Here is a 25,462-nt window from a genome sequence, read left to right on the forward strand (position 1 = left end):
GCACGCTCGGCATGTTCCAGCCCAGATCCGTCGCCGCCGAAAGCGTTCCCACCCGGGCCGGGTGGCATCCGCTGACGCAGATCGCGTTCCGCTGCTGCGTCGTCTATTTCGGCCTGTATTGCCTGCTCCACACCACGATCCCCTTCGCGCTACTGGGTTTGCTCGGCCGCTGGATCCGCAGAAGCGGCGGGCCGTGGGAGGTTCAGTTCCTGACGGATCCCATCACCGGTTGGGTGGGCAGCATGGTCTTCGGGGTCGACGCGGTGGTACACGAGGACTCCGGAGCCGGCGACCAGACAGCCATCTGGGTGCTGGTGTTCTGCATCCTGGTTGTCGCCGTGGTCGCCGCCGCGGTGTGGACGGCCTTCGACCGTCGTAGCTCCCATCCCCGTCTGCTGGCGTGGTTCACGCTGTTCCTGCGGCTGTGTTTGGGCGGGCAGATGGTGGGGTTCGGGTTCGCCAAGCTGATCCCCACTCAGATGCCAGGTCCCACACTGGCACAGTTGTTGCAGCCGTACGGCGAGCTGAGCCCGGCCTCGGTGCTGTGGTTGCAGGTCGGTAGCTCTTATCCATATGAGATGGCTCTCGGCGCGGTGGAAGTCGTGGCCGGGCTGCTGCTGTTCGTGTCCCGGACCGCGGTACTGGGCGCCGTATTGAGCTTGACGAGCACGGCTCAAATTCTGCTGCTCAACATGACCTTCGATATACCGGAAAAGCTGCTCTCCGCGCACCTGCTGCTACTCAGCCTGGTCCTGCTCGCCCCGTACCTGCGGCGACTGGTCGATGTGCTGGTGCTGCAACGCACGTGCGAGCCACTTACCCAACCGGCTCTGTTCACCGACGACCGGAAGAACCGCATCGCGATGTGGGTCACGGTGGCCATCGGCATCTGGGTCGCGATCAGTAGCGGCTATGACCGATGGGTGGTCTGGCAAGATCAGTACGGTGCCAGCAGCCCCAAGTCCGAGTTGTACGGAATCTGGGAAGTCCGGGACTTCGTCCTCGACGGGCAGCCGGTGCCGCCGCTGACGACCGACGAAAATCGGTGGCAGCGGCTTGTTTTCGACGACCCGGCGGCAGCAACCTACCAACGGATGAACGGTGAACTGGTACCGGCGCGCGCCGACTTCCGCGCCAACGGACAGTTGGAGCTCACCACGGCGACGGACACGACCGGCGAGAACTCCGAGCCACCATTCGCGACGCTGTCTAGTGAGCGACCCACCCCAGATTTTCTGTTGCTACGCGGGAAACTGCATGACCGCCCGGTTGTGATCACCCTGGAACGCGTGGATCTGAACAGCTTCACCTTGCGCAGTCGCGGATTCCACTGGGTGCAGGACTATCCGTACTTCCGCTAGCGGTCACGCCACATCGTTTCCCCGAGTATGAGCAGGGGCGCGTAGGTGCCTTTTCCGACACCGCACAGCTTCGCCGCGAACCCGATCTCTCGGCAGCGGGGCCCGGTGTCACCGCGGCAGTATGGGGATCGGGCTCGGCTCGGCTACGGTCACGAGAACAACGACATCGGCATAGGGTGCGTCGCCGTGGCCGAGGCGATGAGCGAACCGCGCCACGGGAATTCGCCACCGGTACTTCGCGGCGATCTCCGCCTCCACATAGGGCAGGAGCGTGCCCGCGGTCACCAACTGGGCTTGGCCTTGCCATTGATGGGAGCCGAGCGCAGGGGTGCCCCGCCGGTCGCCGGGCTGGACGAGCACCCGGCCGTCGCGCGCCAGCTGTTCGGCTTCGGCGGACTGGGACGACACGCGGAAGGCGAGCTGAGTGTCGCCGACCGGGATGACCAGTCGCGGCACGGTCGTCAACTGGCGCGGGCCGGTAACCCGGGTCACCAGAACTGTTTTGGCGTCACGCCAGACCTTCGCGGTGTCCGAGCGTCCACCGTTCCACGCCGGCCGCGGGCGGACATCCGGGCGTGCGACCTGCTGGCTGTCGACCGTTAGGTCGACGAGGGTATCTGTCATCGCGTTCGATCCTTTCCCCTGAGGAATCCACTGCTCGATCGGGTTCGGGCTCCGGCGAATCCGGCGGGCCCGCCTTCGACGGCCGTACCCCGGCAGCCGTCGCCCAACCATGTTCGATCATTTCCGATTGTCCGGCTGATGCGTCAGCGCGCAACAATCGGCACGAGCAGCCGACCGCTGTGCCGAGCGACGAGATATGTTGCGGCTCAGGGCATCTGCCCAGATCGATTACCCGAGCGGCTCGGTATGAACGTGATCTACGGAACTCGGCTGAGTTCCAGATCACTTTGTACCGGGACTCAGCCGTGCCTGGTTCCGGCGCAGAGTCGGGATCGCTGAGCTGTGTTCTTGTCAACCCCGACGTTGGTCATATTCACACCCTGCCGTTCGACCAATGTGTTCGGCTGCTGCGGTCCCTAGCGTCGGCCGACATGAGAAGAACCGATTCGCTGTACAAGATTGGTTGCTACTTGCTCGGCTCGATGGCTTTGTCCTTGGCTGGAGCGGGAGCCGTGGCGTGGTTGTCGCCGGGCGGACTGGGTGACCCGGCTCCGGTGTATGTGACAGACGGCTCTTCGGCGTCCTGGTACCGCATGGTGATCGAGCTGGTGGACGAGCTGCCGTCCTGGATACCGTCGATCCTGGGCGCTGCGACCAGTGCGGCCCTGGTGGTGCTGGGCCTGTTCCTGATATGGGTAGGGTGGTCGGACGTACGGCTGCGGGACACACGCGGGGTCGTCGGCGCAGCGGCCACCGCCGTCGGAACCATTGTGGCCTATGCCATTAGCGAGGGGCTGAAGCTGGTGGTAGACCAGGAGCGGCCGTGCCGCGCGGTCGCGGATCCGGCTGCCGCCGCCGCGCACTGCCCTCCGACTGGTGACTGGTCCTTTCCGAGCAACCACGCGACCATCGCCGCGGCTCTAGCGGTCGGCCTGGCGCTGACCCGGCCGCGCTCGGCCGGAGCGACCGTGCCGCTGGCGGTAGCGGTAGCGGTGCTCCGAGTGGCGTCGGGGGTGCACTATCCGCACGACGTACTCGCAGGTGTGATCATCGGCGCTGTGGTTGTCGCCAGCGCCGTACTGGCGACGACGCCGTTGGCAACCTGGGTCGGGTCAGTGCGGTCGAGACGGCGAAACGATCCCGGCCTCGTGCGCCATCACGGCGGCCGCCGCTCGGTTGTCCACGCCCAGCCGCGCCAGAATCGAGCTGACATGGGCTTTGACCGTCCCCTCCACCACCGCCAAGCGCCGGGCGATCTGGCCGTTGGACAACCCACTTCCCAACAAGGTCAACACTTCCCGCTCCCGCGCGGTGAGCGTGCCGACGTGCCGTTGCGCGACGGCACGCCGCCTGGCCAGGCCGCCCACTCCCTCGGCCGCGAGATGGGCGACGACCCGAGCCGCCACCTTCGGTGAGAGATAGGCGGCGCCCTCGGCCACCGCGCGCACCCCGGTGATCAACTCCTCCGGATCGCCGGCCTTGAGCAGGAAACCGGCGGCTCCGCCGCCCAGCGCTCGCAAGATGTACTCGTCCTCGCCGAATGTGGTCAGCATGACGATCCCGGTGGCAGGTAGCGTCCGCCGGATCTCCGCCGCCGCCTGGATGCCGTCTGAACCGGGCATTCGAATGTCCAGCACGGCGACATCAGGGCGATGACGTTGAACGAGCTCCACTGCTTGGTGGCCGTCGCAGGCTTCGGCAACAACAGCTATCTCCGGGTCGGTGGACAGCACCGCGCGGATGCCGGTACGGATCATCGGCTCGTCATCAGCGATCAGCGCCCGAATCATCGAATACCCTCCTCGGCAAAGCTGTCCGCTGTTATCAACGCCCCTGCCCGGAAGCAGAGCCGGTAGCCGTCACCGGAGCGGTCGGCGAACGGATCCGCTGTCATCGAGTAGTACTCGCAAGAGATATCCGACCCTTGGGGCTCGGGCGTCGACGGGCGTCGCGCGGTCTGGTGTTCGGGCAGCAGTCCGCTGATCGCGGACCGTTGCTGTCCGATTTGCAGGCGGGCGTAACTGTCGGCAGTCAGCACCGACTGTCGTGTCGTGAGCACGTCCCAGGCGCGCAGCGCGCCGATGAGCAGCGCGCCCGCGACCAAAGGCACCAGAACGGCTGCGACCACAGTGCGGTGGAGTCGATGCCGGGCGCGCCGGTGATCCTCCACCGCGTGGACGGGTGCGCCCGGTGGTTCCCCGACCTCGTCGGGTAGCTGACCGGGCCGCGGAAATCGGGCGTGCACGCAAAAGCCATTTGCCGTGGGACCGTAGGTCAACGAACCGTCGGCCAGTCGCACCCGTTCGTCCAAACCGATGAGCCCGCTACCGGCGGAATCGGAGCGAGCAGGCGCGGTTCCCGATCCGGGACCGTTCGCCACGTGAACCTCGGTCTCGTCGGTCGCGTACCGGATACGAACCTCCGCCGTCGCGGTGGGCGCGTGCTTGCCGATATTGGTCAACGCTTCCTGCACAACGCGATACACCGCCCGGGCGATTCCTGGTGCCACGCTGGTGACCTCACCCTCCACCCGCAGTCGAACTGCGAGCCCGGCCGCCGACGCCTTGTCGACGAGACCCGTCACAGCATGGGTGTCAGATCCATTCGCCGTCTCTTGCCGTAGCACGCCGATCACTTCACCGAGACGATCCACGGCCTCCGCCGCTCGTGCCCTGATGTCCTGGACCGCAACCCGATGCGGTTCGGCCAGGCCCTGCGCCAACTGCAAGGCACCGGCCGACAAGGCGATCATGGTGAGCTCGTGACCCAGCACGTCGTGCATGTCCTGCGCTATCAGCGTGCGCTCGCGCAGGCGCGCTCGGTCGGCAACCAGTAGTTGCTCACGCTCTAGCTGTGCTGCCCGCTCCCATCCGGTCCTCACCAACCGGCGGGACAAGTACCAGAATCGGCCGACGAACCAGGGCACCACGGCCGCACCCACCACCACCGTCACGAACCCGGTGGCCAGCGAAATCCACGAAGGCACCACCGAAAGCGCCACCACACCACTGGCGAGCAGCCCGACCACACCTAACGTGAAAGGCCGAGTCGATCCGGTCCGCAAGCCGAGCAGAAACGCGCAGACGATCGTGAGCAGCACCCACCACACAGTGACCATGCTCGACACGGCGCCGACTGCTGTACCCACAAGCAGTGGGTAGGTCGGCTCGAACACCCACCGGGGCACAACAGACCTGATGCTGTCCGTCGTCGCTGTGGTCTGTCGGCTCACAGACTCCACGATACGAACGACTCGGAATCGGCGTTGACCCTGTCAACACCCGATCGTGACGTCTGCATGGTCAAACGCGCCGAAACAACCTGAATTGCAGCGGTATTCGCTGGCAGCGGGGTTTCTCCTGCGGAAACGAATGGGTTCCCGAGAGGGCGTCTCCGCTGATGCGGGGCTCCTTGCCTATGCTCGGTGAGTCAGCGGCGTCGCTCCAGCAACACGACCGGGATCTGCCGACCGGCGCTCGTTTCGAACTCGGCGAACTTCGGCATGTCGGCGATCTGTCTGGTCCAGATCCGCTGTCTCTCGACTCCAGCGGTGAGGCGAGCGTTGACCGGGATGAGCTGTCGTCCCGCCTCGACCGTAGCGTGGGGGTTGGCGAGCAGATTGTGGAACCAGGCCGGGGATCGGGTGCTGCCTCCGAAAGTGGCGAATACGGCGAAATCACCGCCGACTGGTTGATACATCAAAGGATTGATGCGTTCGCGGCCGGTTTTGGCGCCGATGGTGTGCAGCAAGATGATCGGGGGACCGGCCAGCCCGCCGAGCTCGGGGAGCCTTGGCGGAATGGGCCGTCCGGCGGCGAGATCGTCGGCGTCGCTCCAGCGCACACGCCCGCCGTTGCTGCGGAATTCGGCGGCGATCCGCTCGTTCCATTCGTTCAGACCGGTCACGCCACCGATGCTAGTTCGTTCCGTCGTGTCGAGTCACCCAGCGGCAGAACGATTCTCGTGCCTTCCGGGTGCACGGTATCGCCGCCTGTGGCAGCTTCGACATGGTCCATGAGCAAGTCCGCCGATGAGTTTCGAGCGGGTAGGAGGTCTACACGAGCATGAGGAAACTGATCTATGGGTTCGGTGTGTCCCTGGACGGCTACATCAACGACCGCGACGGCAGCATCGACTGGACCGACCCGGATGAGGAACTGCACCAGTTCCACAATGACCGCTTCCGCGAAATCGAGGTTTCGCTGCACGGCCGTCGCCTGTACGAACTGATGGCCGAGTACTGGCCGCACGTGCCCGAGGACGCGCCACGTATCGAGCGTGAATTCGGCGAACTCTGGACAGCGAAGCCGAAAATCGTCTTTTCCCGGACACTCACCGAGGTCCACTGGAACAGCACGCTGGTCAGCGAAAACGCGGTCGAGGAGGTCCGCAGGCTCAAGGCCGGTGGTGATGGCGTCATGGAGGTCGGCGGCGCGAGCCTCGCCGCCGCGCTGATACCACACGGACTCATCGACGAGTACCAGATGTTCCTGCTGCCCGTGGCTCTCGGCGGCGGCACACCGTTCTTCCCATCGCTGGACAAGCGCATTTCTCTCCGATTGGCCGAGACCCGGCACTTTCAACACCGCAGTGTTGCTGCGCTATCTCGCCGACTGAGTTCCGTCCAAGCGCGCCCAAACCCGGCAGTGGATAAATCGCCTCGTCACAACCGAACCGCGGCGTCGCACCACCGTCTCATGGCTGACCTCCGATTCCGCTAAGTGTCAGGAAAAGGGTTGGCCGGTAGGTTGTCTGGCATGTCCAGCGAGGATCTTCCGGCCGAGGTCGGTCGGAGTGTGGAGCTGTTCCTGACCGCCGTCGACGAGTTGGCGCCGGGCCTGGTCACCGGCTTCTACCTGGTCGGATCGGTAGCTTTGGGCGACTTCCGTTCCCGCGGGGCCGGACGCGGCCGGCTCAGCACGGCCAGCGATATCGACTTCGTCGCGGTGACCGACCAGCGCGTCGAGGGGGAATCTCGGGAGATGGCGGCGTTGGCCGAGGCGCACGCGCGGACGGTGGTCGCCTTCCCGCGGCCGAATTTCGATGGCGTGGTTCTGACTTGGGCCGACCTTGTTGCCGGGCCCAGCGTTTGCCCCGATGTCCCCTGTGCTCAGGAGGGCAGGTTCACACCGGCTGGACGGTCCGGCATCAACCCGGTGACGTTCTGCGAGTTGGCCTGGCACGGGATCGCAGTGCGCGGCCCCGAGCCGAGCGGCGTTGACCTGTGGGCGGACCGGAATGCCTTGCGCGAGTTCACCATCGATAACCTCCGTACCTATTGGCGGCCGTGGTGGCAACAGAACCAGGAGCGACGTCCGCTGCCTCTGATCATCGGCCTCACTGCCTGGTTCCCGGTCTGGGCCGTGCTCGGCGTGAGTCGACTGCACCATCTGCTCGACACCGGAACGATGACCTCCAAATCCGGTGCCGGCCGGTACGCCCGGCAGGTATTCGATCCGCGCTGGCAGCCCATCATCGCCGAAAGCCTGCACCTGCGCACCACCGGAACCGAGGGCCACCGCAGCTACCGCAACCCGCTGGCCCGCCGCCACGACACCCTCGCCTTCCTGGACACCACCATCGACGCCGCCCTAGCCCTGCCCACCCAGTCTTGACGGCACCACGCACTCGCGGTTCGGAGTTCGAGGGACCTCGCTGTGGCGGAATAGGAGGAATGGCTCGGTGATGTCCCGCTGGGCGGGCTTGCCGCTGGTGCGCGGCGGTCAACGGGACCTGGCTGTGGCGGAATAGGAGGAATGGCTCGGTGATGTCCCGCTCGGCGAGCCTGGCCGCCGGGACGAGGCGGCTAACGGGACGTGGCTGTGGTGGAGCAGGAGGAGTGGCTCGGTGATGTCCCGCTGGGCGGGCTTGCCGCTGGTGCGCGGCGGCTAACGGGGCGTGGCTGTGGTGGAGCAGGAGGAGTGGCTCAGTGATGTCCCGCTGGGCGGGCTTGCCGCCGGGACGCGGCGGCCAACGGGACCTGGCTGTGGCGGAATAGGAGGAGTGGCTCGGTGATGTCCCGCTGGGCGGGCTTGCCGCCGGGACGCGGCGGCCAACGGGACCTGGCTGTGGTGGAGCAGGAGGGATGGCTCGGTGATGTCCCGCTGGGCGGGCTTGCCGCCGGGACGCGGCGGCTAACGGGACGTGGCTGTGGCGGAGCAGGAGGATGGCTCGGTGATGTCCCGCTGGGCGGGCTTGCCGCCGGGACGCGGCGGTCAACCGGACCTGGCTGTGGCGGAGCAGGAGGAATGGCTCGGTGATGTCCCGCTCGGCGAGCCTGGCCGCCGGGACGCAGCGGCCAACGGGACCTGGCTGTGGCGGAACAGGAGGAATGGCTCGGTGATGTCCCGCTCGTCGAGCCTGGCCGCCGGGACGCGGCGGCCAACGGGACCTGGCTGTGGCGGAACACGAGGAATGCCTCGGTGATGTCCCGTACAGCGAGGTGAAGTGTGTTCGCCTGGTGGCCCTTCGGTAGCGCCTTTACCGATCGGCGCTGCGACGACGGTCGATCGCCGATGGTCGGGCGATCTCGGTTGCGACGCTCAGGGTAGGCAGCGGGTGAGCAAGTTGCGGATTCGTTCCGCCGTGGGTGGGGTGTCGGTTGCCATGCCGCGCAGTGTGATGCCTTGTGCGGTGTCGGTGAGCAGGGCGGCGGTGTCGGTGTCGGTGTAGTGGGCGTACATGGTTCGGGTGGCTTCGGTGAAGCGGTCGGCGATCGGTCGCAGTGTGGGACGCCGGATGGCGGCGACGTACAACTCGAGTTGCACGGTGGTGATGGTGCGTTCGGTGGTGAAACAGCCGACCAGGGCGTTCGCGGTTTGTTCGATAATGGCGTCGATCGTGATAGCGGGGTCGGACTGTGGGATGGCGGCCATGAGGGCGGCGTAGTCGGCTACGCAGATCTCGAGGGCCGCGGCGAGAAGATCTTCTTTGTCCTTGTAGTGATATGTGGTGCCCGCGATCGGAACGTCAGCGGCCACGGCGACCGCGCGGTGGGTCAAGCCCTCCACGCCCCGCTCACCGATGACTCGAATCGCGGCACGCGCGATGCGTTCACGCCGGTTCGGATCGAATCGGCGTCGGCGTACTGGTTTCGCGTCCACCTGGGCCATCTCGGCCATTCTTGCCTCCACCACAGCTGTCCGGGATCGCCGACACCATTTAGGGTACATCCGTACCTAGTGCGATTCGGCTCACATCCGGTTGCTTTAGACGACGACAACTCAGGCGTTGACGGGGAGGTTGCCGTTGCCGCCATCGGAGATGGCGGCGAGAAGCTGCCAACGTTGGTCAGCCGGCTGGGGTCAGGCGCCAGTTGTTGTACTGGCTCCACCATTCGGCGGTCCGTTCCGTACCGACCTCTTGGGACGAACCGCGCAGGCGGCCATCATCGAACCAACTTCCTTGGTAAACACCGGTTTTCCCATCAGCCCAGCGGATAGTGAATCTGATCAGCCGTCCCTGTATCTGGCCGCTGACGACCTTTCCGGAAAGGGTAAGGGTGTTGGCGTCTCCGTTGAACGACATGATCGTGTTCGCCGCGTTGGTCTCGCGCCAGGTGACCGTGACCTTGAAGCCGATCGGGTCACTCTCTGTGTTGGACGGGCGCTGATACACACCCCATGCGTTCTGCAGATCCACCGAGCTGGGCGGCACCGCCGATGCGGGAACGGTCCCGGCGAGGGTGAGAGCAGCAGTCGCGCCGAGTACGAAAAGCCAAGCGGGCAGCCCACGTCTGAGGGCAGTGGTACCGACGCTGAGAGCTCTCGGGCGGAGGGCGCGGGCGGTGCGAGAAAACATGGAGGTCTCCACAATTGTCCGGTGGTGCACGGGATCTCGTGCTGTGACATATATCCGGGCGTAGCATCGCGCTGTTAATCCGGCGTGTTCGCACAAGTCGTCGGCCTCATCGCAGCCAAACGAGCCGCCGCCGGAACGATTCGGCTGCTGCCGACCGGCCGGGCGACAGTTTCTTCAAGATTCTTTACGGTAAGCCGGATTTCGGGTCCGGATCGCTACACCTCCTTTGCGTCCCATCACGACGGGACGGAAAGGACATGGCGGTGGACGCAATCAATGCCAAGATGATCGGGCTTCGGGTCAGTTTGCTGGCGGCACTAATCGTCACCGGTGATCTGTTGCTGGCCAATGAAATTCCGCGGGATCTCGCACTGCTGGCCGGACAGCTGGCGATAGAGTTGCTGCTGTCCGAAGCCGATACGGCAACAACCGACGGTACCCGCGTGCACGTCGCCCCGCTCGGCACGACATGCGGTCCTGTGGCGGGCACCTGCTCTTCGCGGTTGCGGCCCGGCACGCGTGTGACGCTCACCGCCGAACCCTCGGAATACACCGAGGGTGCACTGACCTGGATGGGCTGTCCCACCGGCTCCGATGCCCGATACCCCTGCATGTTCGTCATGACCAGCAACATGACGATCTGCCTCTTCGAAGCGCCATACGACGGAGGGCCGCCCCTGGCGTGGTGCCGCGGCGAACGATAGTGCCGCTGCGGGGTCGCGTCCGCCGCGCATATGTGGATACCGGCCCGCCCGGTACTTCTATCAGAGGCCAGGCTGAGCCTATCGGCTGTGCCAGAGCCCCGGCCCCCAGGTCGAATGCCAGCTCCGCCCTCGACATCGCCGAGCCGCTCGCTCTCGACAGTGACGCGCTCGATCCGGTCGGCGGTAGGTGGCGCCTTGGTCGGGTGCGGGCGGGTCTCGACCAAGGGCCAGCTGCTCGACCGCCCGGTCGCTGCGCTCAGCGCAGCGAGATCGCGAGTTTCTCGAGCAGGTCCATCTGCTCCTGCATGCCGGCCTCCATACCGGACTCGAGGATCATGTCGCGCAGCTGTTTGCTTTCGCAGTGCGTCAACAGGGTGAGGGTGGTGCGCCCGGCACGCTCGCTGAAGGTGACGGTGTTCAGCGGCGCGCCCTCGTCGGGGTCCGTGACCCCCGCCATCTCGAAGACCTCGGTGGTGACAATCTTCTCCTCGGGGACGATCTCGCGGAACTCGCCGTGGAACGCGATCTCACCACCACCGGCATCACTGCCGCCGACCGCCATGACGTAGCGCCATCGGCCGCCGACACGCAAGTCGATCTCGACACTGGTCATCGTGCCGCGTCGCCCGCTCCACCACCGCTTGACGAGATCCGGTGTCGTCCACGCCCGATACACCAGATGTTTGGGTGCGTTGAACTCTCGGGTGATCAAAATCTGTTCGTCGGTCGGCAGGGTTACCACTGCCGTCCCGGTAGTGCTTGTCATCTCAGTTCTCCTCGTGTTCTTTGAGCTCTTCCAACACCGCGTCCAATTGGTCGAACCGCTCCGCCCACATGCGCTCGTACCGCTTGACCCAGTCGTGGATCGGTTTCAGCGCGTGTCCGTTGAGTCGGTAGAGCCGTTGGCGCCCGTCATCACGCACGTCCACCACCCCCACCTCCCGCAGCACTCGCAGGTGCTTGGACACCTGCGGCTGGGCCGACCCGAGCAGGCGAGCCAAATCGTTCACCGCCCGCTCCCCGTCGACGAGAGCGTCGAGGATCTGCCGGCGCCGAGGCTCGGCCACCGCGTTGAACACATCTGTTGTCGTCGCCGCTCGCGCCATACCGAAATCATATTCCCATATGGGTATACGTCAAGGCTGACGGCGGTAGCGAAACCCATAGCGCGGAAATCGGTCAAAACCGGACCTTCCAGATGCATTGGCGGCCAACCGATCAGCGGCGACCACCACGGCAGAGGCGCCAGCCCGGACAGCTCCACCGGGAACTCGAAGCCGGGCTATTGATCGTGGGCTGCATCGTCTCGGAAGGCGAGCTGAATAAAGGTCTCAGTGTGGCGGCGAATGTCGTCGCGGGCCTGCGCGCGGTCCTGGTCTGTCGCATCGGCGTGCAGGTGCAGTATTCGAGTCAGGCCGATGAATCCGGTGAACGACATCGCCAAGTCATCCGGTGTGGCGAGATCCGCCGGGATGAGACCGGCTGCGATCCAGCGGTCGAACAGGTGGCTGACCGGGGCCCGCATGGCCGAGAGTGCGTCCCGTAGGGCGGCGCTGTGCAGTAGGCCGTCCCGCGCCATCACGCTGATCAGTAGCCGGGCATCGTCACGTTCCCATTCGTCGAGGACGGCGTTCACGAGTTCGCGCAGGTACTGCGGCGGGTCGGTGTCGGCGAGTGTGGAGGTGTCGCCGCCCACCATCTCAAGCGGGTTCTTGGGGCCGAGCGTGGCGAATGCGGCATCGAAGATCGCCTGTTTGCTGGCGAAGTGTGCGTAGAGCACGCTTTCGCTCAAACCCACCTCGCGCGCGATGGACCGTATCGAGGTTCCCGCATAGCCGTTGCGGGCGAACAGCTTCAGTGCGGCGTTCAGCAGTGCGGCCTTGGTATCGCCGGCGTCCGCCTTCCGTGGCCGCCCGGGCCTACGCCGTGCTGTTGTCATCCGGCTTCCACACCTCCTCGTCTGGGTATACAATTAATCGAACGATCGCTTATTTTACTCCGCAAAGGATAAGCGCATGATCCATGACCCGCGAACTCGCACCAATCCACCCGCCCCGTACGTGGAACCGGCCCCCTACGGCTATCTATACCTCGGCTTCCGCGCCGACCCGCCGCGTCGAATCCCCTTCGTGCCACGTAGTTCCCGGCGCCGACAGGTACTGCGCCGGTGTCAGGAACTGACCCGGCAACTCAAAGCAATGGACCAGGTGATCGCGGCCACGGTCTACCGGGCCACCGCGATCCAGCCATCCGAGGTAAGCCCCCGCTTCGACGTGATCGTCCTGATCGAGACCACCACACCGGACACCATCGCGGCAGTGCAGGCCACACCGGCATTTCGGAAACTGGGCGCCGACTTCGTCATGCCCGCCCGCAATATCAGGCGGCTCGGCGACATCGACCGCTCACCGTCGGGCACCTTCCTGTTCAACCACTTCACCGCCGACGACCCATCCCGCGCGTTGCAGTACTTCGACTCCGTCGCCGGCTGGTTCAGTCATGACGCCAAGGTGGACGACATCGCACTACTCGGACCCCTCGACGCCGCCCCGTATGTCTTCGTCAATCAAGTACGGCTACCCGGCACACTGGCGGCCTTCGTACTCGCCCTGTTGCGACCTAACTTTCGGCGATCGGTTTACCGGAAAATGCGCGCGAACCAGATCGGCTTCGCCTCCATCATCTGCAAACCCGTCTGACTCGAGCCGGAGGTCTCCAACGCCGCGCTTAACACCGCACGCTACTGCCGCGGATGCGACGGCGAACGGACCCGAACCCACATCGCCGACCTGCATCGCGCCAGCCGGACTCCGATGATCCAGCCCTATCAGCATGCGATAGGCCACCGGTGAGCTGCCGCTTTTGCATCGACGGCTGACCATCATCGAATCACCGATCGTGCGGACACTGGAGGGCTGCAGCGGCTTCGGTGGTCCCGCGGCCGTGTTCGGTGGTGGCGAAGGCCCGGTTCATCAGCGGGCGCAGCAGTTTCGACTGGAGTGCGCGCATGGCGAGCGCGTTGACGCGGACCCCCAGGGCCGACTTCGGGGCCGCGGCGGCGATCCGGCCGGTACTCCGGAGTCACCCCGGCACCACCATCGTCGTGGGTCGACACCGGATGGGCCGCGAGCAAAGAGTTCACGGTCTTGCCCGAGTGCCGATGATGAGAAGGCTTGCGCGACAAGTCATACCGAAGGGAGTTACGAAGCCATCGGGGCCTAGTGTCCGGTGAACGCGTCGGCCAGGCCTTGGGCTCCGTCTTCGAAGAGGCGCTCGAAGAACTCGGCGGCCTCGGTGGCGATTTCGGCGCTGCGGGCGAACATGGCCTGCTCGTATTCGGTGAGGGCAGCTTCGATGTTGTCGGGGTGTGCGGCGAGGGCTTTGCCGAGTTCGGCGCCGTCGAGCATGGCCAGGTTGGCGCCTTCGCCGTTCGGGGTCGAGAGGTGGGCGGCGTCGCCGAGTAGGGTCACGCCCGGCACTCGATCCCACCGGTGCCCGATCGGCAGAGCATAGAGCGGTCGCCAGACCGGTGCGGTGTCGGCGTCGGTGATCAGCGCGGTGAGTTCCGGTGCCCAGCCGTCGAATTCGTGCGCGATCCGCGCGGTGGCCGCTGCGGCATCGGTGAAATCGACTGCGGCGAACCAGTCTTTCGATTCGGTGAGCGTCACGTAGGTGTGCAGGGTGTCGCCCCGTTCGCGGTGGGCGTGGATTCCCTTGCCCGGCGCGGGTGCCATGAGCGACCCGCCGCCGACCGTTTTCGCGACGACGGGGTGACGGGTGTCGGCCTCGAACAGGTAGGTCTCGATGAACGACTCGCCGGTGTACTCGGGTACCGCATCGGAGAGCAGTGGCCGGACTCGTGACCACGCGCCATCCGCGCCGATCAGCAGGCTTGCGATGACGGTGGTGTCATCGGTGAAGGTCACCTCGTGGCGGTCGGCGCCGAGGGCGCGAACACGGCTGACCTTGTGCCCCCACTGAACGGTGTCGGGCGGGAGTGAGTCGAGCAGAAGCTGTCGCAGCTCGCCGCGCTGCACCTCGGGGCGTCCGCCCGTGCCGTCGTCTGCTTTGTCGAACAGGACGGTCCCGTCCGGGTCGAGGACCCGAATCGCCTGGCGGCCTTCGAGAACGAGGCCACGGAACTCGTTCATCAGCCCGGCCGCCTCGACGGCGAGTTGCCCGTTGTAGTCGTGGATGTCGAGCATCCCGCCCTGTGACCGAGCCGTCGGTGAGGGCTCGGCTTCATAGACCGTGGCGGGGATGCCGTGGACGTGCAGGACGCGGGCGAGGGTGAGGCCGCCGAGTCCGGCGCCGATGATCGTTACTGAAGTGGTCATGGTGCTCAGGGTGCTGGCCGGCGATTGCACCGTTCTTGCGCCCGGCTTGCGTGCGCCTGCGGCCAACCGCCCGGCTCTGGCAGGCGGACAGGGGGTCTTCGTGGTGGCGTTCCGGTGCATCATGCACGGAGTTCTCGTTGCCAGATCCGACGAGACGTCGACAGTGAGTCGGTGGCCCAGCTCGGGTGGGGTTTCCAGATGCGGCGGATTCTTTCGGTGGTGTCGAAACGTGGCCACCCCGGGTCGCCTGTCGCGGCCAAGGCGGTGAAGGCATTACGTATTGCGACCGACAGGTCGGTGAATTCCGGCGGAATCTGCGGTCGATGAGGTCGGTGGCGAGGGGCCACAGGGCACCTTGCCCGTGCCACGCCGCCATCCGTGCCGTTCTGGAACGCCAGCCGGAAGAACGCCTAAAGAAGCGCTGAAAGTGCTCAGTGAGCATTGGTACGCCACGGCTATGGACCGCGTGAAGTTCACCATTCCCGCTGAAGCCGTGGCATATTGATCCCCGCTCAGCTCGACAGGGTGAGTGACAGGTGTGGGAGGTGATTCCTTGCGCGGAGTCGTTGTCACGTACCCGAGGCACAGATGATCGACGACATATTCGGCGGTTAGCCGCACACTGTGGCCCGTTTTCGGCCGCGGCGGGCTGAGCTCGGAATCTGGCCAACTGTCCGAAACTTCAGTCCGACCATTCGCCCGTTGGGACGCCTCGAGAGGCTGCGGCAGCATTCTGTTCGTCGGCGCTGGTGACGATGACCGTGTTACCGCCGAGACGTTTCGCCATGTACATCGCCTCGTCCGACAGTTGGAGCAGCTGCCGGCCAGTAGGTTCGGTGTGCCGGAGGTTTATCCGGGTGCCATCCCACAGTGCGACACCGATGCTCGCCGTGACCTCGACGGGAAGGTCCGGCATGGTCTCGATGGCGGCGCGGACCCGCTCGCCGATCTCGTCGGCCGGGTCGCGCAGGTAACCGACGAGTGCGAACTCCTCGCCGCCGGTGCGCGCCACAAGGGCATCGGGATCGACCGTCGCACGCAGGCGCTGCGCCGTGGACACCAGCACGTCGTCGCCGACCGCATGCCCGTAGGTGTCGTTGATGGTCTTGAAGCGGTCGAGATCCACTGTCGCGACATAGCTTGCCCGTGCTTTTCGCCGACGAGACAAGCGGCGGCGCGAATCCGGACAGTCGACGTGGCGCGACATGTGGTAATCGAGACCGCGCCGATTCATCAGGCCGGTCAGTGGATCCGTCAGGGCGTCGCGGCGCAATACCCAATGGCAGAACTGCACGATCGGCAGCACGAAAATATCGACGACGAACGACACCAGCACCACAACGACACCGAGCGCGATATCGCCCGCTCCGTGCCCCTCGCCGAGCACCATCATCAGCGACAGCACCACGATCGACAGCAATGACCAGCCGACGTGCCACAGCAGAAACCGCGGCCCGTGGAAAACGGTCACATAGCCTCCGGTCACCACGAGCAACGCACTGCCCATCGCGCCGAGCAATCGGTCCTGCACCATGACATTGTTGGCGGTGATGGCGACATCGACCGCGGCGATCAGCACCAGCGATTCGACTTCACCCGGCCATGGCAGCAACCACCAGCGCAGCGTCCACAACACGGCGGTCGCGGCGACAATTCCGCCCTGGATCTGTCCTGCCGTTCCGTTTTGTCCGGCGGGGGAGAACAGCGCGATGATCGTGATCGCCAGCATGACGAGACCCGCGGTGCCGAGCATTGCCTTCAACGGCCGCAAGGCCGAATGCACGTCGAGCGTGTCGACCAGCCAGCGATAGTCGATGTGCTCGCGCCACCAGGATCGGACCACCGATTGACCATCGCCCACCAATTCACCGCCTCACACGGCAACCGCGCACGATTTGGGTTGCGCAGACTGTTGGAAACGAGCACGCAGTGGGCAAAGGCCCGGAGCGTACCGACCCTACCAAGATTCTTCCATTTGGCAATACTTCTGTGAGCAACCCATACTCTGCCAACGCCGTTCGCGTGAATTGTCCGTATTATGAGGACCCGTATCTCGACGTGACGGTCGCCCTCTTCGAGGGTGCGTAAGCCGTTCCCCAAGACCGAGAACGGCTGGCGGCGCATCCCGCTGCCCCCGCATGCGGTCGAGTCGATCGTCGAAGGCGATCGCGTATTTCAACTCCTCCGCGTGTCCCATCTTGATGAGCTGTTATTGCCTTCTAGGAAGGAAACACTGCGCAACCCGAACAACTTCTGCCCACCCTGGCGTGCGGCACGCGGGGAGAACGTCGCCTGGGTGACACCGCGCACCTTCCGCAAGAGCGCGGCAACCGAGGTCGACCACGCCTACGGTGATCCCGAACGCGCCGCCCGTCAGCTGGTAACACCACCACGGTGGCCAAGACGCCTACATCGACATCCCGAGACGGTGCCCGACAACCGTGACGTGCTCGAACGCTGGGCCCGCAGCCCGAAGTCGGCAAAAGTATGAGATTTCTGTGGGATCCGACTCAAATCGGTCGCCCGCTGATTCGAGACAACCCCTTCCGACCCTGATCGGAAGGGGTTTTACTGTCGGGCTGACTAATTTTGAGGGTGGGCCTGACCGCCATGTCCGAATCCAGCCGGACATCGGATGGTCGTGTCCGTTGAATAGCTTTCATGAACGAAACCAAAACCCCGGCAACCAAAACGGCCCTGGTAACCGGCGCGAGCCGGGGCATCGGCCGTGCCATCGCTGAACGATTGGCCCGAGACGGTGCACTGGTAGCAGTACATTTCGGTCAGAACGACGCTGCAGCCAAAGACGTAGTCGCCGGAATCGAGGCCGACGGTGGACGGGCTTTCGCGGTTCGTGGCGACCTCGGCTCCACCGACTTCGTCACCCTCCTGGATGACGTGGACGCCGGTTTCGCCGACCTCGGCGCTCCCGTCGGCTTGGACATCCTGGTCAACAACGCGGGCATGACCATCATGAAAGGCGTCGACACCATGACGCCCGCGGAATTCGACGCCCTTTTCGCTACCAATGTCCGCGCCCCGTTCTTCCTGGTGCAAGGGGTCATCGACCGGCTCCGTGACGGCGGCCGCGTCGTGAATCTGTCCTCGGCCGTCACCCGGTTGGCGATCCCCGACATCCTGGCCTACACCATGACCAAAGGCGCCATCGACAGTTTCACCCGCGTGCTCGCTCAGGCCCTCGGCCCGCGCGGCATTACCGTCAACGCCGTCGCCCCCGGCTATGTACTCACGGATATGAACGCCTGGCTCATCGACAACCCCGACGGTCAGCGCGAAGCCTCGTCCAACGTCGCCCTCGGTCGCGTCGGCCGCCCCGCCGACATTGCCGACATCGTCTCTTACCTCGTCAGCAACGACGCCCGGTGGATCACCGGCCAAACCCTCGACGCCAGCGGTGGTACCGCTCTCTAGGCGGGTAAGATCTGCTGTGCCGCAGTCGATTACGGTGCACGATAGTGCGTCGAAGATCGGGGCCGGGTCGAGCTCGCTGATCTTGTGGTCCGGCACAGCCCTGGCGGGCCCGTCATTCGCGTTCCGCCGGGGCGGAGCTGCTTGGCCGAACCGCACCGTATTGCCGCTATCCGGCGAGCAAGAGGCCACACCGAGGTGCCCGACAGGCCAGAGCCTCTGCGGGCACAGAAGCAGTTGCGTCGTCGTGTCTTCGCTTGCTCTCGCGACCGTGGGTTCACACCGCCTTGGAACCCCAACTGGCGCAGGACATGACCTTGAACCCGCGGCTGGGAAAGACGGCATCCATGAAGAAGTCGTGCATTGCCGGGTCGCCGTCGGCACAGCCGTCCCGCAGGACGGTCACCCGATAGTCACGGTCTGCCGCGTCGTAGCACGTAGCGGCGACCATCGCGCTGGTCGCGACTCCGGCGACCGCGAGCCTATCCACGCCGTGCGCACGCAGCACCAGCTCCAGGTCTGTGCCCGCGAACGCGCTGGCGCGGCGCTTCAGGACGACGACGTCCTGCTCGGCGACCGGCAAATCGATCTCGGCTCCGGCCGAGTTCTCGTGGAACGAGTCACCAGCTTCGTAGAACGATCTGAACAGCGCGTTGCCCGGCGGCAAGTCGGCCCCGTTGGGCCGGAGAGCGAAGTGCACGAACACCACCAGAGCACCAGCGGCGCGAGCACGCGGGAGCAGTTCGGTCAGCGGCGCAACGACGTCTCGGGTGAACGGATAGCCGCCGGTGATGCCCCGCTGGACATCTCCGATGATCAGCGCGGTGGTCACAGCAGACCTTCGCTCAGCCGCTCCTGCGGGGACAGCTGGTCCAGATCCATCGATAGGTGACCATGTCTGAACGGAAGCTGGAGCAGGAACAGCCGCACCGGCATTTCAATGACATCCACACGCCCAGCGTAGGAGATCCCGCCCATGGGTTACCAATCGAATCCCACGCTGATCGAAGCAGCAATGCCGGGTGACCGGCGGACCAAAGTCGTTGCAGCTCAGAAACATCCGGTAGTGCCGAGTTTTGTTTGCCGCGATGAAGACCGGTGCGTGGCTGTAATCGTCGGCACGACCATCCGGAACTGTCCGGTGCACCGGCCGATCAGCAGCCCCGATACCGGACTGCGAATGCCCGCTCAGCCGGGCCAGGTGGGTGGTTTGCGGGATACGCCGCGATTGCTGACGGTCATCGACAGGCTTCGGTCGACGCAAGTGGACCTTGATCCTTCGGGCCTGAGATAGTCGCGAGGGTCTGTTGTCACCAGGTAGTCGACATCGGGCGAACCCAGCTCCGCGACGATCGGAAGATGCTTCTGGGCGAGCAGTTTCGCGTCGTTGAGATCCTGGGACTGGAGCTGCTCGGTAACTCGAGGTTGCCTTGGATATGCGGGTGGGGCGGAGCCGGAAGCCATCAGCACGTTGTGGGGCAGGGTTTGGTCTTCGTTGAGTCGATGCCAGACAGAGAATTCGAGCTCAGTCGGGTACCGGTTGGCCGCGCTCAGTGACCCACTCCCAGGGTTCGCGGCTCCGATCTCCCATCGAGCCCCCGACAGGTCAGGGAACTCTCGCATCAGCCGTCTGTACGTTTCGGTGACGGTGTTGAAGTCGTTCGCGTGCACCAGCTTCAATGAAATATCGCCGACTCCGACGTCCATCCTTTTGAATTGATCGGTCGACCCGTAGTCGTAGTAGGCCCACGTGTGGTAGGTCCATTTCACCCCGTCCTCGGGAAAGGCATCAGTCAGTGCGAACCACAGACCGGCACGGTCCGGTGCCTCGACGAACCCGGCTTTCCCTGCTCTGAAGGAGTTTCTCGCCTCTGCACGGCGGACTTCGATCTCTGTCTCCCACTGATCGAAGTCCGGTGCGGCTGTCCGGTCGCGGAATGCCTCGATCACTGCTTTGGTCTGCGCCGCCGACGCTTGCTCGGACAGCACGACTACCGCCGAGAACATACCGCCGATCTCGGTGGAGATCTCGTGGACTCCTGGCATCCGGGCGAGCGCGGCCTCGATGTCCCTCGCCTCCCGGGTGAGAGCCGGTCGGCCGTCCCAGGGATCGACAGTCATGAGTTTCCATCCGCTACAGGAGGAAACGAAGACACCGACCAGCGCGATCACTGCCCACTCGAACCCGGGCCGCCCCCGACGCCCAGCGTGGTGGAGCATCGCCGCGGCCACGACCAGCGTGGTGCCGACGCCAACGACGATCACCCACAACGAGAAGGCTTGGGGCACCGGCGTTTCCCGGCACTCGAGGTAGTAGCAAGCGTCGGCGAATATCACCGACAGCGGCGCGAGCAGACCAGCGACGGCCGCAACGGCATAGACGATCCAGGCCGCGTGGAACCTACCGTCACGCTGCCAGGACTTCAGGTCTGACACCAGGCCACGGTAGCGGGCCGCGATGGACTCGCGGGGTTGCACCTGTGGAGATTTCGTGCAGAACGTATAGAGAGGGGCAGGCACGCACGTTGGTGGGCCGTCCGAATTGGTTGGCTGGCAGCGCTTCTCAACGCGCGCACATGCCGAAGAGCGATTCCGCTAACTGAGTGTCCACCGTTCGGGGGAGCCCCAGCGAGACGCGGGGCGTGGAAGAAAGGACGGGAGAATAGGTTTGCGCTGTCCGTGTGCGGTGGCATCGCTTGATGTACGGCGATGCCACCGCAGCGGCAGACTAATTGTCTCTCTTTGCTTATCTATTATGCGGGATGGAAAATTGCGTCACCCTGGATGAGGAGGTTGCTCGGAAGGGGCAGGCCGTTGCAAGTAAACGTTCCGGGTGAGCCCGGAAGAAGGGCCACCGGTGCCGTGACGACAGTACCGCTCATGGGTCCGTCTGTGATCGTGATGTCCAGAGTCCCGGTAAAGTTATTCAAGTCGAGAGAAATGATATAAGTAGCCTTGCCAGGTTCGACCGTCATGGTGTCCCTGTCGGTCCACCACAGTTTCGCTGAGCCGGTGAACCCTGTCGGCGGGCAGCTAGTGCTGGTTACGTTGACCGGGTCCGCTATAGCGTTCCACTGAACGTACTTGGAGTTCCGCCCGCTGGGGTCGATGCAGGCCCGGTAGGTGGCCATGTATATGCCGGTGAGGGAGCCGCGGCCCCCCGGCCCGAGGGTGACCGCACCGTCGACTGTGCAGTTCAGTTCGAGGCTCAACTGGGCCGGTGTCGGAGCGGTCTGGGCCTTTGCCTGTGGTGCCGGCGATGAGGCGGCGATAACGGGAGTAGCCAGTACGCTGCCGGCCACGAGTACGGCGGCTCCGAAGATCCGGCCGAGGGTAATGGTGCGCATGACGCCACCTGTCTTCCTGCCCCCGCCCGGGGACATTGTTTTTTGTTTCGACCCCGACCGAGTGGGAGGTGCGCACCTCTACTTCGCTTGTCGCCACCAGCTAGCTGTGCGTTACAACACTATTTCCTCTTGTGTTGCATATAGCTTAGGGGAATTTGTTTCCAGGATTCGAACTTAGTCGGAGCACGTCATTGGGTTGTGTTTAATGCGCCGCCCGAAATCGTTCAAGCTGAACGCGTTGGCGCGCTCGAGTTCTGGTTCACGGGTCTTTCGTCTTCGTCTGCATGGCGGGCGCACAATCGTGGCAGCGTCCCTTGCTGCCGACATGGGGGCTAGGGCGGGCTCAGGTGTCAGCTCGCCCAATGTGGTCGGTGTGGGCGACCGCGTGACCTGCCCCGGGCCGCCGACGCGGATCGCAACTCGGCCGCTGGCGATGACAAGCGCCGACTCGTCGTCCACCCCGCGAAGGCCACATGCACGGCTGTTCGTTCGGAAAGCGAATTCCACCGGACCGTGAACTCTGCGTCGCCATAATCGGTCAAGACTTCGGGGTACTCGCCGATTCCGGTCACGGCCGCGGGTTGGGTGGACGCTCTGATCCGGCTACTCATCTGGCGTCCACGCTGATTTGCTCCAGGTTGCGGTGATGGTCGAGGTGTCCGACCAGCTGGGGTATTTGCGTGTTTCGGTCATGCTCGGCCAGGGATCCCGGCCGTTGTTCGAGGTAGGAAGTCAAGTCGCCGGGGTTCGGTCGTCCGTCTGATTGCGAGGCGTTCCGGACGTGTCGCCGTTTGCGCGCGTACAGCCAGTGGAGTGAGCCGATGCCGGCCAACCCGAGTGCGAACGTCGCCATGCCCAGGTGCATGCCCGGCGGTCGCCAGGTGACCTGGAGTTCGGCGTTCTCGGTACCCGCCGGTATCTCGACCGATAAGAAGATTTCGTCGACCGCTTCGTGAACGATGTCGCGGCCGTTGAGCGTGGCCCGATAGCCCGGCCACGCCAGACGCGCGAAGGTGACCCGGCCGCCGTGCTGGGATGACACCTGAACAGCGCTGGTGTGCTCGGATTCGGATACCGACACTGCGGCGACGCCGTCGGTGTCTGCGATCCGGCCGTTGTTCCTCGAAATCGGTCCGGCGTCGCGCTCGAGTGTCCAGATCCACTTGTCGTTCGGTGGGTGGTCGACCCAGTGCCAGCCCGGTGGTGGCGGATCATGGCGAGCATTCGGATACACCAGGCGCATCAAGGTGATCCGGTCGATCTTCATGAGGTCGACAATCGGCTCGCCTGTGGTCGGTTCGGTCTCGAAGATCTTGCGGAATGCGTCGGGGCAGGTGCTGCCGTCCCAGCGCATACAGGTCCGTTGGGAGAAAGCGGCGTGGCCGATCGGGGTGTATCCATTGACGTAATCGAGCCCGAGGTCTTTGGCGTATGCCCCGACGACGAGCGAACTGTAAACTCCGTCGACGTCCTTGGCGTCTCCCGGGAATATCTGACTGTTGCCCAACTGCAGTGTGGTGCCGTCGAAATCCGGAAAACGTGCTTGCGCGACGGAGCGCCGCTCCGGCAGATTCCACGACATCGGGTGCGGAAACGAGCTGCTGACTTGGTAGTACGCGATCGGGGCGATGGTGACGAGCAGCGCCGCACATGCCGCGACCCTGCCCCACCGCACATACAGCAGCAGGACGACGACGCCGAGCACCACGACCACCACCGCTGCCCAGAGGTGCGTCCAGATGCGATGGCTCGGCGCCGACGACACCGACCGCGCCAACATCACCGCAACAAGTCCGGTCCCCACCCCGAGCCGCACACGCCAGTTCGCGAAGGTGCCGTGGCGGCTCAACAACACGCAGCCGGAAACCAGCAATGCCAATGCGAGCATCGGCAGGACCCGCACCGGCCACCGCAGCGGACCGAATGCCGCGGGACCCGCGGTCCACATCAGTGCGATGCCGACGAAAAAGGCCGCCCCACTGACTTCCCGGAACGTCGATGCCGCCGCTTTCCAATCAATGAACGCCAGCCCCGGAATGAGGAACCACGCGATATAGACGACTGGGAACGGCTGGATCAGGCCGAACCACGAGTTGAACGACGGCAGCGTCGTCGGCAGGCTCGCATTCAACGACTCCTGCCACGGCACGGTCATGAAACCGTCGTTGCTGATCCTGTTGTCAGCGGTCCGCCATGTCACTTCCGATGACAGCAAGCCGGGCAAATACGTCATCAGGCCGGCCGCACCGGCACAACCGGCCGCGAGCAGCAACCGCACCGCCGGCCACGGCTTTCGCTGATACAGCCATTCCCCAGCGGCCACAGCGACGATCATCAGCGCGGATTCGACACCGGGCCACACATATCCGACGGTGATCGCGAGAAACAGGAACACGAACACCGGGATCGGCCCGCTCCGGCCCCGCGCGTACCGGATGCTCGATGCCCACGCGTTCGCCAGCCACGCGGTGCCGGCGAGCCCGAGGACCCACGTCGCCTGATCCAGGAACAGCAGCCACCCCGAAAAGCAGAACGCGACACCGGCAACCGCTGCCCACGGCGGTTGTGCCCGGTACGCGAGGCACACCCGGAATACCCCGAGCGCGAGAATGATCGAATAGCAGAGCTTGACGGCGGTGGCCAATACGACGAGATTGTCGACCGACGGCGCGATGAACGCGACCAGTAGTTGTGGCGGGTTGAACACGCTGCCCTGGCCCTCGACGAGGTAGTTGCCTGCCATCCACTCCTCGGGAATGACAGTGGGGAACACACCGTCGCGCAGATGTCGCCCGACATCCAGCCACAGTGGAACATATTGGGCCTCGGTGTCGTCGGTGTAGAAGTGTCTGGTGTTCGCGAGCAGCACCCCCGCATATCCGGCGAGCACCCCGAGAACCGTCACGGCGGCCCATAACAACGTCGTCTTACGTTCGTCACGTGAACCGTTGTCAGTCACGGTTTCGTGACCCTACAGCTCGTCGGTTCACGCCATTGAAGTGGTGTACGTCTCACTGCTTAGATCGTGGCTATTACTCGATCGGTTCGGCTTTCCAGCGCGGAGGTGCAGCGCGAGGTCACATGACGAGCCTGGTCCTCGCTGGGCAGGGATTCGATCCGCTCGGAGGGCTCGCCGAATCCGCAGGACCCGGCCGCGAGTGCACACTCGCCGAACGTCAGCTCGATGCTGGCGGCTCGAACACTTGGCCTGTGTTCGGCAGCGTGCCGCGGGCGCGACGGCATCGCAGAACTCGCCCGGACAAAGACCGGCGACGCAGCTGCTATCGAAGCCTTCATCGCTGTCTCCGACGGCCGGTGTGCGGCAATCCTTCTCGCGACCAGGAGGCCATCGACGACGGTCGAAACCAACGACAGCGTCATCTGGTTATCGAACAGCAATCAGCGAGCTACATCGTCCCGCCCCTGCACCGGCCGCAAAAGCATCTGGCACCACCATGCCCGAAGTCATCGAGTCACGCGCGGCGGTCGAGCGAGCCAAAAGAGTGCTGATGTTCATGTACTCCATCGACGCCGATTCGGCACCGAGGCATGGCGGGAGGACAGGTATTTCTTCGCGCCGCCGGGCAGCAGCTCCAGCCGTAGCCGGTGGATCCGATTGAGTGTGTCGGTGCGGGCCCGGCCGAGTTCATCGCGACGGTCGACCAGCAGGCGGAGCGCTGTCAGGTCCGGGGTCGGCTTGCACCCGCCGAAGATTCGGTGACCGCAACGCCGCAAGGGCGACCGAATGCGCGTCCACCGGTCGGTCTTGCGGCCGTTGCCGGTGGCGAATACCCGTACCTGCGCCGACAGTGTGGCGGTCACATCGATCACGGTTTCTGCGTCGCGGACCAGGTGGCGGC

The 25,462-nt window shown here is 64.8% G+C and carries 24 protein-coding genes and 2 pseudogenes; 8 read left to right on the plus strand and 18 right to left on the minus strand.

Features of this window, described 5'->3' with window-relative positions; translation table 11 throughout:
• The first annotated feature begins 11 nt into the window (after positions 1-11).
• Positions 12-1,361 (plus strand): DoxX family protein, encoded by a 1,350-nt coding sequence (locus ACFK0J_RS16005; RefSeq protein ID WP_378742861.1) that lies wholly within the window; start codon positions 12-14, stop codon positions 1,359-1,361.
• Between the two features lie 108 nt (positions 1,362-1,469).
• Here the strand turns inward: ACFK0J_RS16005 and ACFK0J_RS16010 are convergent, their stop codons facing one another.
• Positions 1,470-1,985, minus strand: coding sequence for a hypothetical protein (locus tag ACFK0J_RS16010; protein ID WP_378740953.1), 516 nt, complete (start codon positions 1,983-1,985; stop codon positions 1,470-1,472).
• A 593-nt stretch (positions 1,986-2,578) separates the two neighbouring features.
• Between ACFK0J_RS16010 and ACFK0J_RS16015 the strand changes: the two are divergent.
• Positions 2,579-3,052: pseudogene (locus tag ACFK0J_RS16015) on the plus strand (phosphatase PAP2 family protein); the annotation flags it as partial.
• A 45-nt stretch (positions 3,053-3,097) separates the two neighbouring features.
• Here ACFK0J_RS16015 and ACFK0J_RS16020 read toward each other — a convergent pair.
• The 3 genes from ACFK0J_RS16020 to ACFK0J_RS16030 form a co-directional block, all read right to left on the minus strand.
• A complete protein-coding gene (locus ACFK0J_RS16020; RefSeq protein WP_378740955.1) occupies positions 3,098-3,775 on the minus strand; it encodes a response regulator in 678 nt (225 codons plus the stop codon).
• On the minus strand, positions 3,772-5,133 hold the full coding sequence (locus ACFK0J_RS16025; protein ID WP_378740957.1) for a sensor histidine kinase: 1,362 nt from the start codon (positions 5,131-5,133) through the stop codon (positions 3,772-3,774). The genes ACFK0J_RS16020 and ACFK0J_RS16025 overlap by 4 nt, the downstream gene beginning before the upstream one ends.
• A 281-nt stretch (positions 5,134-5,414) precedes the next feature.
• Positions 5,415-5,891 (minus strand): nitroreductase/quinone reductase family protein, encoded by a 477-nt coding sequence (locus tag ACFK0J_RS16030; protein WP_378740959.1) that lies wholly within the window; start codon positions 5,889-5,891, stop codon positions 5,415-5,417.
• Positions 5,892-6,049: 158 nt separating this feature from the next.
• Here ACFK0J_RS16030 and ACFK0J_RS16035 point away from each other — a divergent pair.
• Together ACFK0J_RS16035 and ACFK0J_RS16040 are read left to right on the plus strand one after the other, a co-directional pair.
• Positions 6,050-6,602, plus strand: a pseudogene (locus ACFK0J_RS16035) (dihydrofolate reductase family protein).
• 140 nt (positions 6,603-6,742) lie between these two features.
• On the plus strand, positions 6,743-7,600 hold the full coding sequence (locus tag ACFK0J_RS16040; protein WP_378740961.1) for a hypothetical protein: 858 nt from the start codon (positions 6,743-6,745) through the stop codon (positions 7,598-7,600).
• 927 nt (positions 7,601-8,527) lie between these two features.
• Here ACFK0J_RS16040 and ACFK0J_RS16045 read toward each other — a convergent pair.
• The gene (locus ACFK0J_RS16045; protein ID WP_378740963.1) at positions 8,528-9,106 is read right to left on the minus strand and encodes a TetR/AcrR family transcriptional regulator; all 579 of its coding nucleotides are present in this window, start codon (positions 9,104-9,106) and stop codon (positions 8,528-8,530) included.
• A gap of 169 nt (positions 9,107-9,275) precedes the next feature.
• Entirely contained in the window at positions 9,276-9,626 is a 351-nt protein-coding gene (locus ACFK0J_RS16050; RefSeq protein WP_378740965.1) for a hypothetical protein, read from the minus strand.
• A 416-nt stretch (positions 9,627-10,042) separates the two neighbouring features.
• Here ACFK0J_RS16050 and ACFK0J_RS16055 point away from each other — a divergent pair, with 416 nt between their 5' ends.
• A complete protein-coding gene (locus ACFK0J_RS16055; RefSeq protein WP_378740967.1) occupies positions 10,043-10,489 on the plus strand; it encodes a hypothetical protein in 447 nt (148 codons plus the stop codon).
• 256 nt (positions 10,490-10,745) lie between these two features.
• Here the strand turns inward: ACFK0J_RS16055 and ACFK0J_RS16060 are convergent, their stop codons facing one another.
• From ACFK0J_RS16060 to ACFK0J_RS16070, 3 genes are all read right to left on the minus strand, one after another.
• Positions 10,746-11,255, minus strand: a complete 510-nt coding sequence (locus ACFK0J_RS16060) for an SRPBCC family protein (protein WP_378740969.1) — start codon at positions 11,253-11,255, stop codon at positions 10,746-10,748.
• 1 nt (position 11,256) lies between these two features.
• On the minus strand, positions 11,257-11,595 hold the full coding sequence (locus ACFK0J_RS16065) for an ArsR/SmtB family transcription factor (RefSeq protein ID WP_378740972.1): 339 nt from the start codon (positions 11,593-11,595) through the stop codon (positions 11,257-11,259).
• Positions 11,596-11,771: 176 nt separating this feature from the next.
• Positions 11,772-12,428 (minus strand): TetR/AcrR family transcriptional regulator, encoded by a 657-nt coding sequence (locus ACFK0J_RS16070; protein WP_378740974.1) that lies wholly within the window; start codon positions 12,426-12,428, stop codon positions 11,772-11,774.
• Between the two features lie 76 nt (positions 12,429-12,504).
• On the opposite strand from ACFK0J_RS16070, the gene ACFK0J_RS16075 reads away from it, so the two are divergent.
• The gene (locus ACFK0J_RS16075; protein WP_378740976.1) at positions 12,505-13,188 is read left to right on the plus strand and encodes a hypothetical protein; all 684 of its coding nucleotides are present in this window, start codon (positions 12,505-12,507) and stop codon (positions 13,186-13,188) included.
• A gap of 519 nt (positions 13,189-13,707) precedes the next feature.
• Here the strand turns inward: ACFK0J_RS16075 and ACFK0J_RS16080 are convergent.
• Together ACFK0J_RS16080 and ACFK0J_RS16085 are read right to left on the minus strand one after the other, a co-directional pair.
• Positions 13,708-14,826 carry an FAD-dependent oxidoreductase gene (locus ACFK0J_RS16080; RefSeq protein ID WP_378740978.1) on the minus strand — a complete coding sequence of 373 codons (1,119 nt, stop codon included), beginning with the start codon at positions 14,824-14,826 and terminating at the stop codon, positions 13,708-13,710.
• 682 nt (positions 14,827-15,508) lie between these two features.
• Entirely contained in the window at positions 15,509-16,687 is a 1,179-nt protein-coding gene (locus ACFK0J_RS16085; protein WP_378740980.1) for a diguanylate cyclase domain-containing protein, read from the minus strand.
• Between the two features lie 219 nt (positions 16,688-16,906).
• Here ACFK0J_RS16085 and ACFK0J_RS16090 point away from each other — a divergent pair, with 219 nt between their 5' ends.
• Positions 16,907-17,317: a hypothetical protein gene (locus ACFK0J_RS16090; RefSeq protein ID WP_378740982.1), complete on the plus strand. Its 411-nt coding sequence runs from the start codon at positions 16,907-16,909 to the stop codon at positions 17,315-17,317.
• A gap of 170 nt (positions 17,318-17,487) precedes the next feature.
• Positions 17,488-18,258, plus strand: a complete 771-nt coding sequence (locus ACFK0J_RS16095) for an SDR family oxidoreductase (RefSeq protein ID WP_378740984.1) — start codon at positions 17,488-17,490, stop codon at positions 18,256-18,258.
• Positions 18,259-18,532: 274 nt separating this feature from the next.
• Here the strand turns inward: ACFK0J_RS16095 and ACFK0J_RS16100 are convergent, their stop codons facing one another.
• From ACFK0J_RS16100 to ACFK0J_RS16130, 7 genes are all read right to left on the minus strand, one after another.
• Complete coding sequence (locus ACFK0J_RS16100; RefSeq protein ID WP_378740986.1) at positions 18,533-19,087, minus strand: cysteine hydrolase family protein; 555 nt, start codon at positions 19,085-19,087, stop codon at positions 18,533-18,535.
• On the minus strand, positions 19,084-19,206 hold the full coding sequence (locus ACFK0J_RS16105; RefSeq protein ID WP_378740988.1) for a hypothetical protein: 123 nt from the start codon (positions 19,204-19,206) through the stop codon (positions 19,084-19,086). Before ACFK0J_RS16105 ends, ACFK0J_RS16100 begins: the two co-directional genes overlap by 4 nt.
• Before the next feature lie 237 nt (positions 19,207-19,443).
• A complete protein-coding gene (locus ACFK0J_RS16110) occupies positions 19,444-20,691 on the minus strand; it encodes a hypothetical protein (RefSeq protein ID WP_378740989.1) in 1,248 nt (415 codons plus the stop codon).
• Positions 20,692-21,008: 317 nt separating this feature from the next.
• Complete coding sequence (locus ACFK0J_RS16115) at positions 21,009-21,602, minus strand: hypothetical protein (RefSeq protein ID WP_378740991.1); 594 nt, start codon at positions 21,600-21,602, stop codon at positions 21,009-21,011.
• 607 nt (positions 21,603-22,209) lie between these two features.
• The gene (locus ACFK0J_RS16120) at positions 22,210-24,561 is read right to left on the minus strand and encodes a hypothetical protein (RefSeq protein WP_378740993.1); all 2,352 of its coding nucleotides are present in this window, start codon (positions 24,559-24,561) and stop codon (positions 22,210-22,212) included.
• A 59-nt stretch (positions 24,562-24,620) separates the two neighbouring features.
• The gene (locus ACFK0J_RS16125) at positions 24,621-24,983 is read right to left on the minus strand and encodes a hypothetical protein (RefSeq protein ID WP_378740995.1); all 363 of its coding nucleotides are present in this window, start codon (positions 24,981-24,983) and stop codon (positions 24,621-24,623) included.
• Between the two features lie 132 nt (positions 24,984-25,115).
• A complete protein-coding gene (locus tag ACFK0J_RS16130; protein WP_378740997.1) occupies positions 25,116-25,424 on the minus strand; it encodes a hypothetical protein in 309 nt (102 codons plus the stop codon).
• Positions 25,425-25,462: the final 38 nt, after the last annotated feature.

It is taken from the genome of Nocardia brasiliensis (genome assembly GCF_042691675.1).
Lineage (GTDB): Bacteria > Actinomycetota > Actinomycetes > Mycobacteriales > Mycobacteriaceae > Nocardia > Nocardia brasiliensis_D.

Excerpts from the sequence above, each read along its gene's own strand:
- ACFK0J_RS16010 (WP_378740953.1), bottom strand. The coding sequence starts at position 1,985 with ATGACAGATACCCTCGTCGACCTAACGGTCGACAGCCAGCAGGTCGCA.
- ACFK0J_RS16060 (WP_378740969.1), bottom strand. The coding sequence starts at position 11,255 with ATGACAAGCACTACCGGGACGGCAGTGGTAACCCTGCCGACCGACGAA.
- ACFK0J_RS16020 (WP_378740955.1), bottom strand. The coding sequence starts at position 3,775 with ATGATTCGGGCGCTGATCGCTGATGACGAGCCGATGATCCGTACCGGC.
- ACFK0J_RS16065 (WP_378740972.1), bottom strand. The coding sequence starts at position 11,595 with ATGGCGCGAGCGGCGACGACAACAGATGTGTTCAACGCGGTGGCCGAG.
- ACFK0J_RS16005 (WP_378742861.1), top strand. The coding sequence starts at position 12 with ATGTTCCAGCCCAGATCCGTCGCCGCCGAAAGCGTTCCCACCCGGGCC.
- ACFK0J_RS16045 (WP_378740963.1), bottom strand. The coding sequence starts at position 9,106 with ATGGCCGAGATGGCCCAGGTGGACGCGAAACCAGTACGCCGACGCCGA.
- ACFK0J_RS16125 (WP_378740995.1), bottom strand. The coding sequence starts at position 24,983 with ATGACGCTGTCGTTGGTTTCGACCGTCGTCGATGGCCTCCTGGTCGCG.
- ACFK0J_RS16075 (WP_378740976.1), top strand. The coding sequence starts at position 12,505 with ATGATCCATGACCCGCGAACTCGCACCAATCCACCCGCCCCGTACGTG.
- ACFK0J_RS16095 (WP_378740984.1), top strand. The coding sequence starts at position 17,488 with ATGAACGAAACCAAAACCCCGGCAACCAAAACGGCCCTGGTAACCGGC.
- ACFK0J_RS16055 (WP_378740967.1), top strand. The coding sequence starts at position 10,043 with ATGGCGGTGGACGCAATCAATGCCAAGATGATCGGGCTTCGGGTCAGT.
- ACFK0J_RS16040 (WP_378740961.1), top strand. The coding sequence starts at position 6,743 with ATGTCCAGCGAGGATCTTCCGGCCGAGGTCGGTCGGAGTGTGGAGCTG.
- ACFK0J_RS16115 (WP_378740991.1), bottom strand. The coding sequence starts at position 21,602 with ATGCGCACCATTACCCTCGGCCGGATCTTCGGAGCCGCCGTACTCGTG.
- ACFK0J_RS16070 (WP_378740974.1), bottom strand. The coding sequence starts at position 12,428 with ATGACAACAGCACGGCGTAGGCCCGGGCGGCCACGGAAGGCGGACGCC.
- ACFK0J_RS16080 (WP_378740978.1), bottom strand. The coding sequence starts at position 14,826 with ATGACCACTTCAGTAACGATCATCGGCGCCGGACTCGGCGGCCTCACC.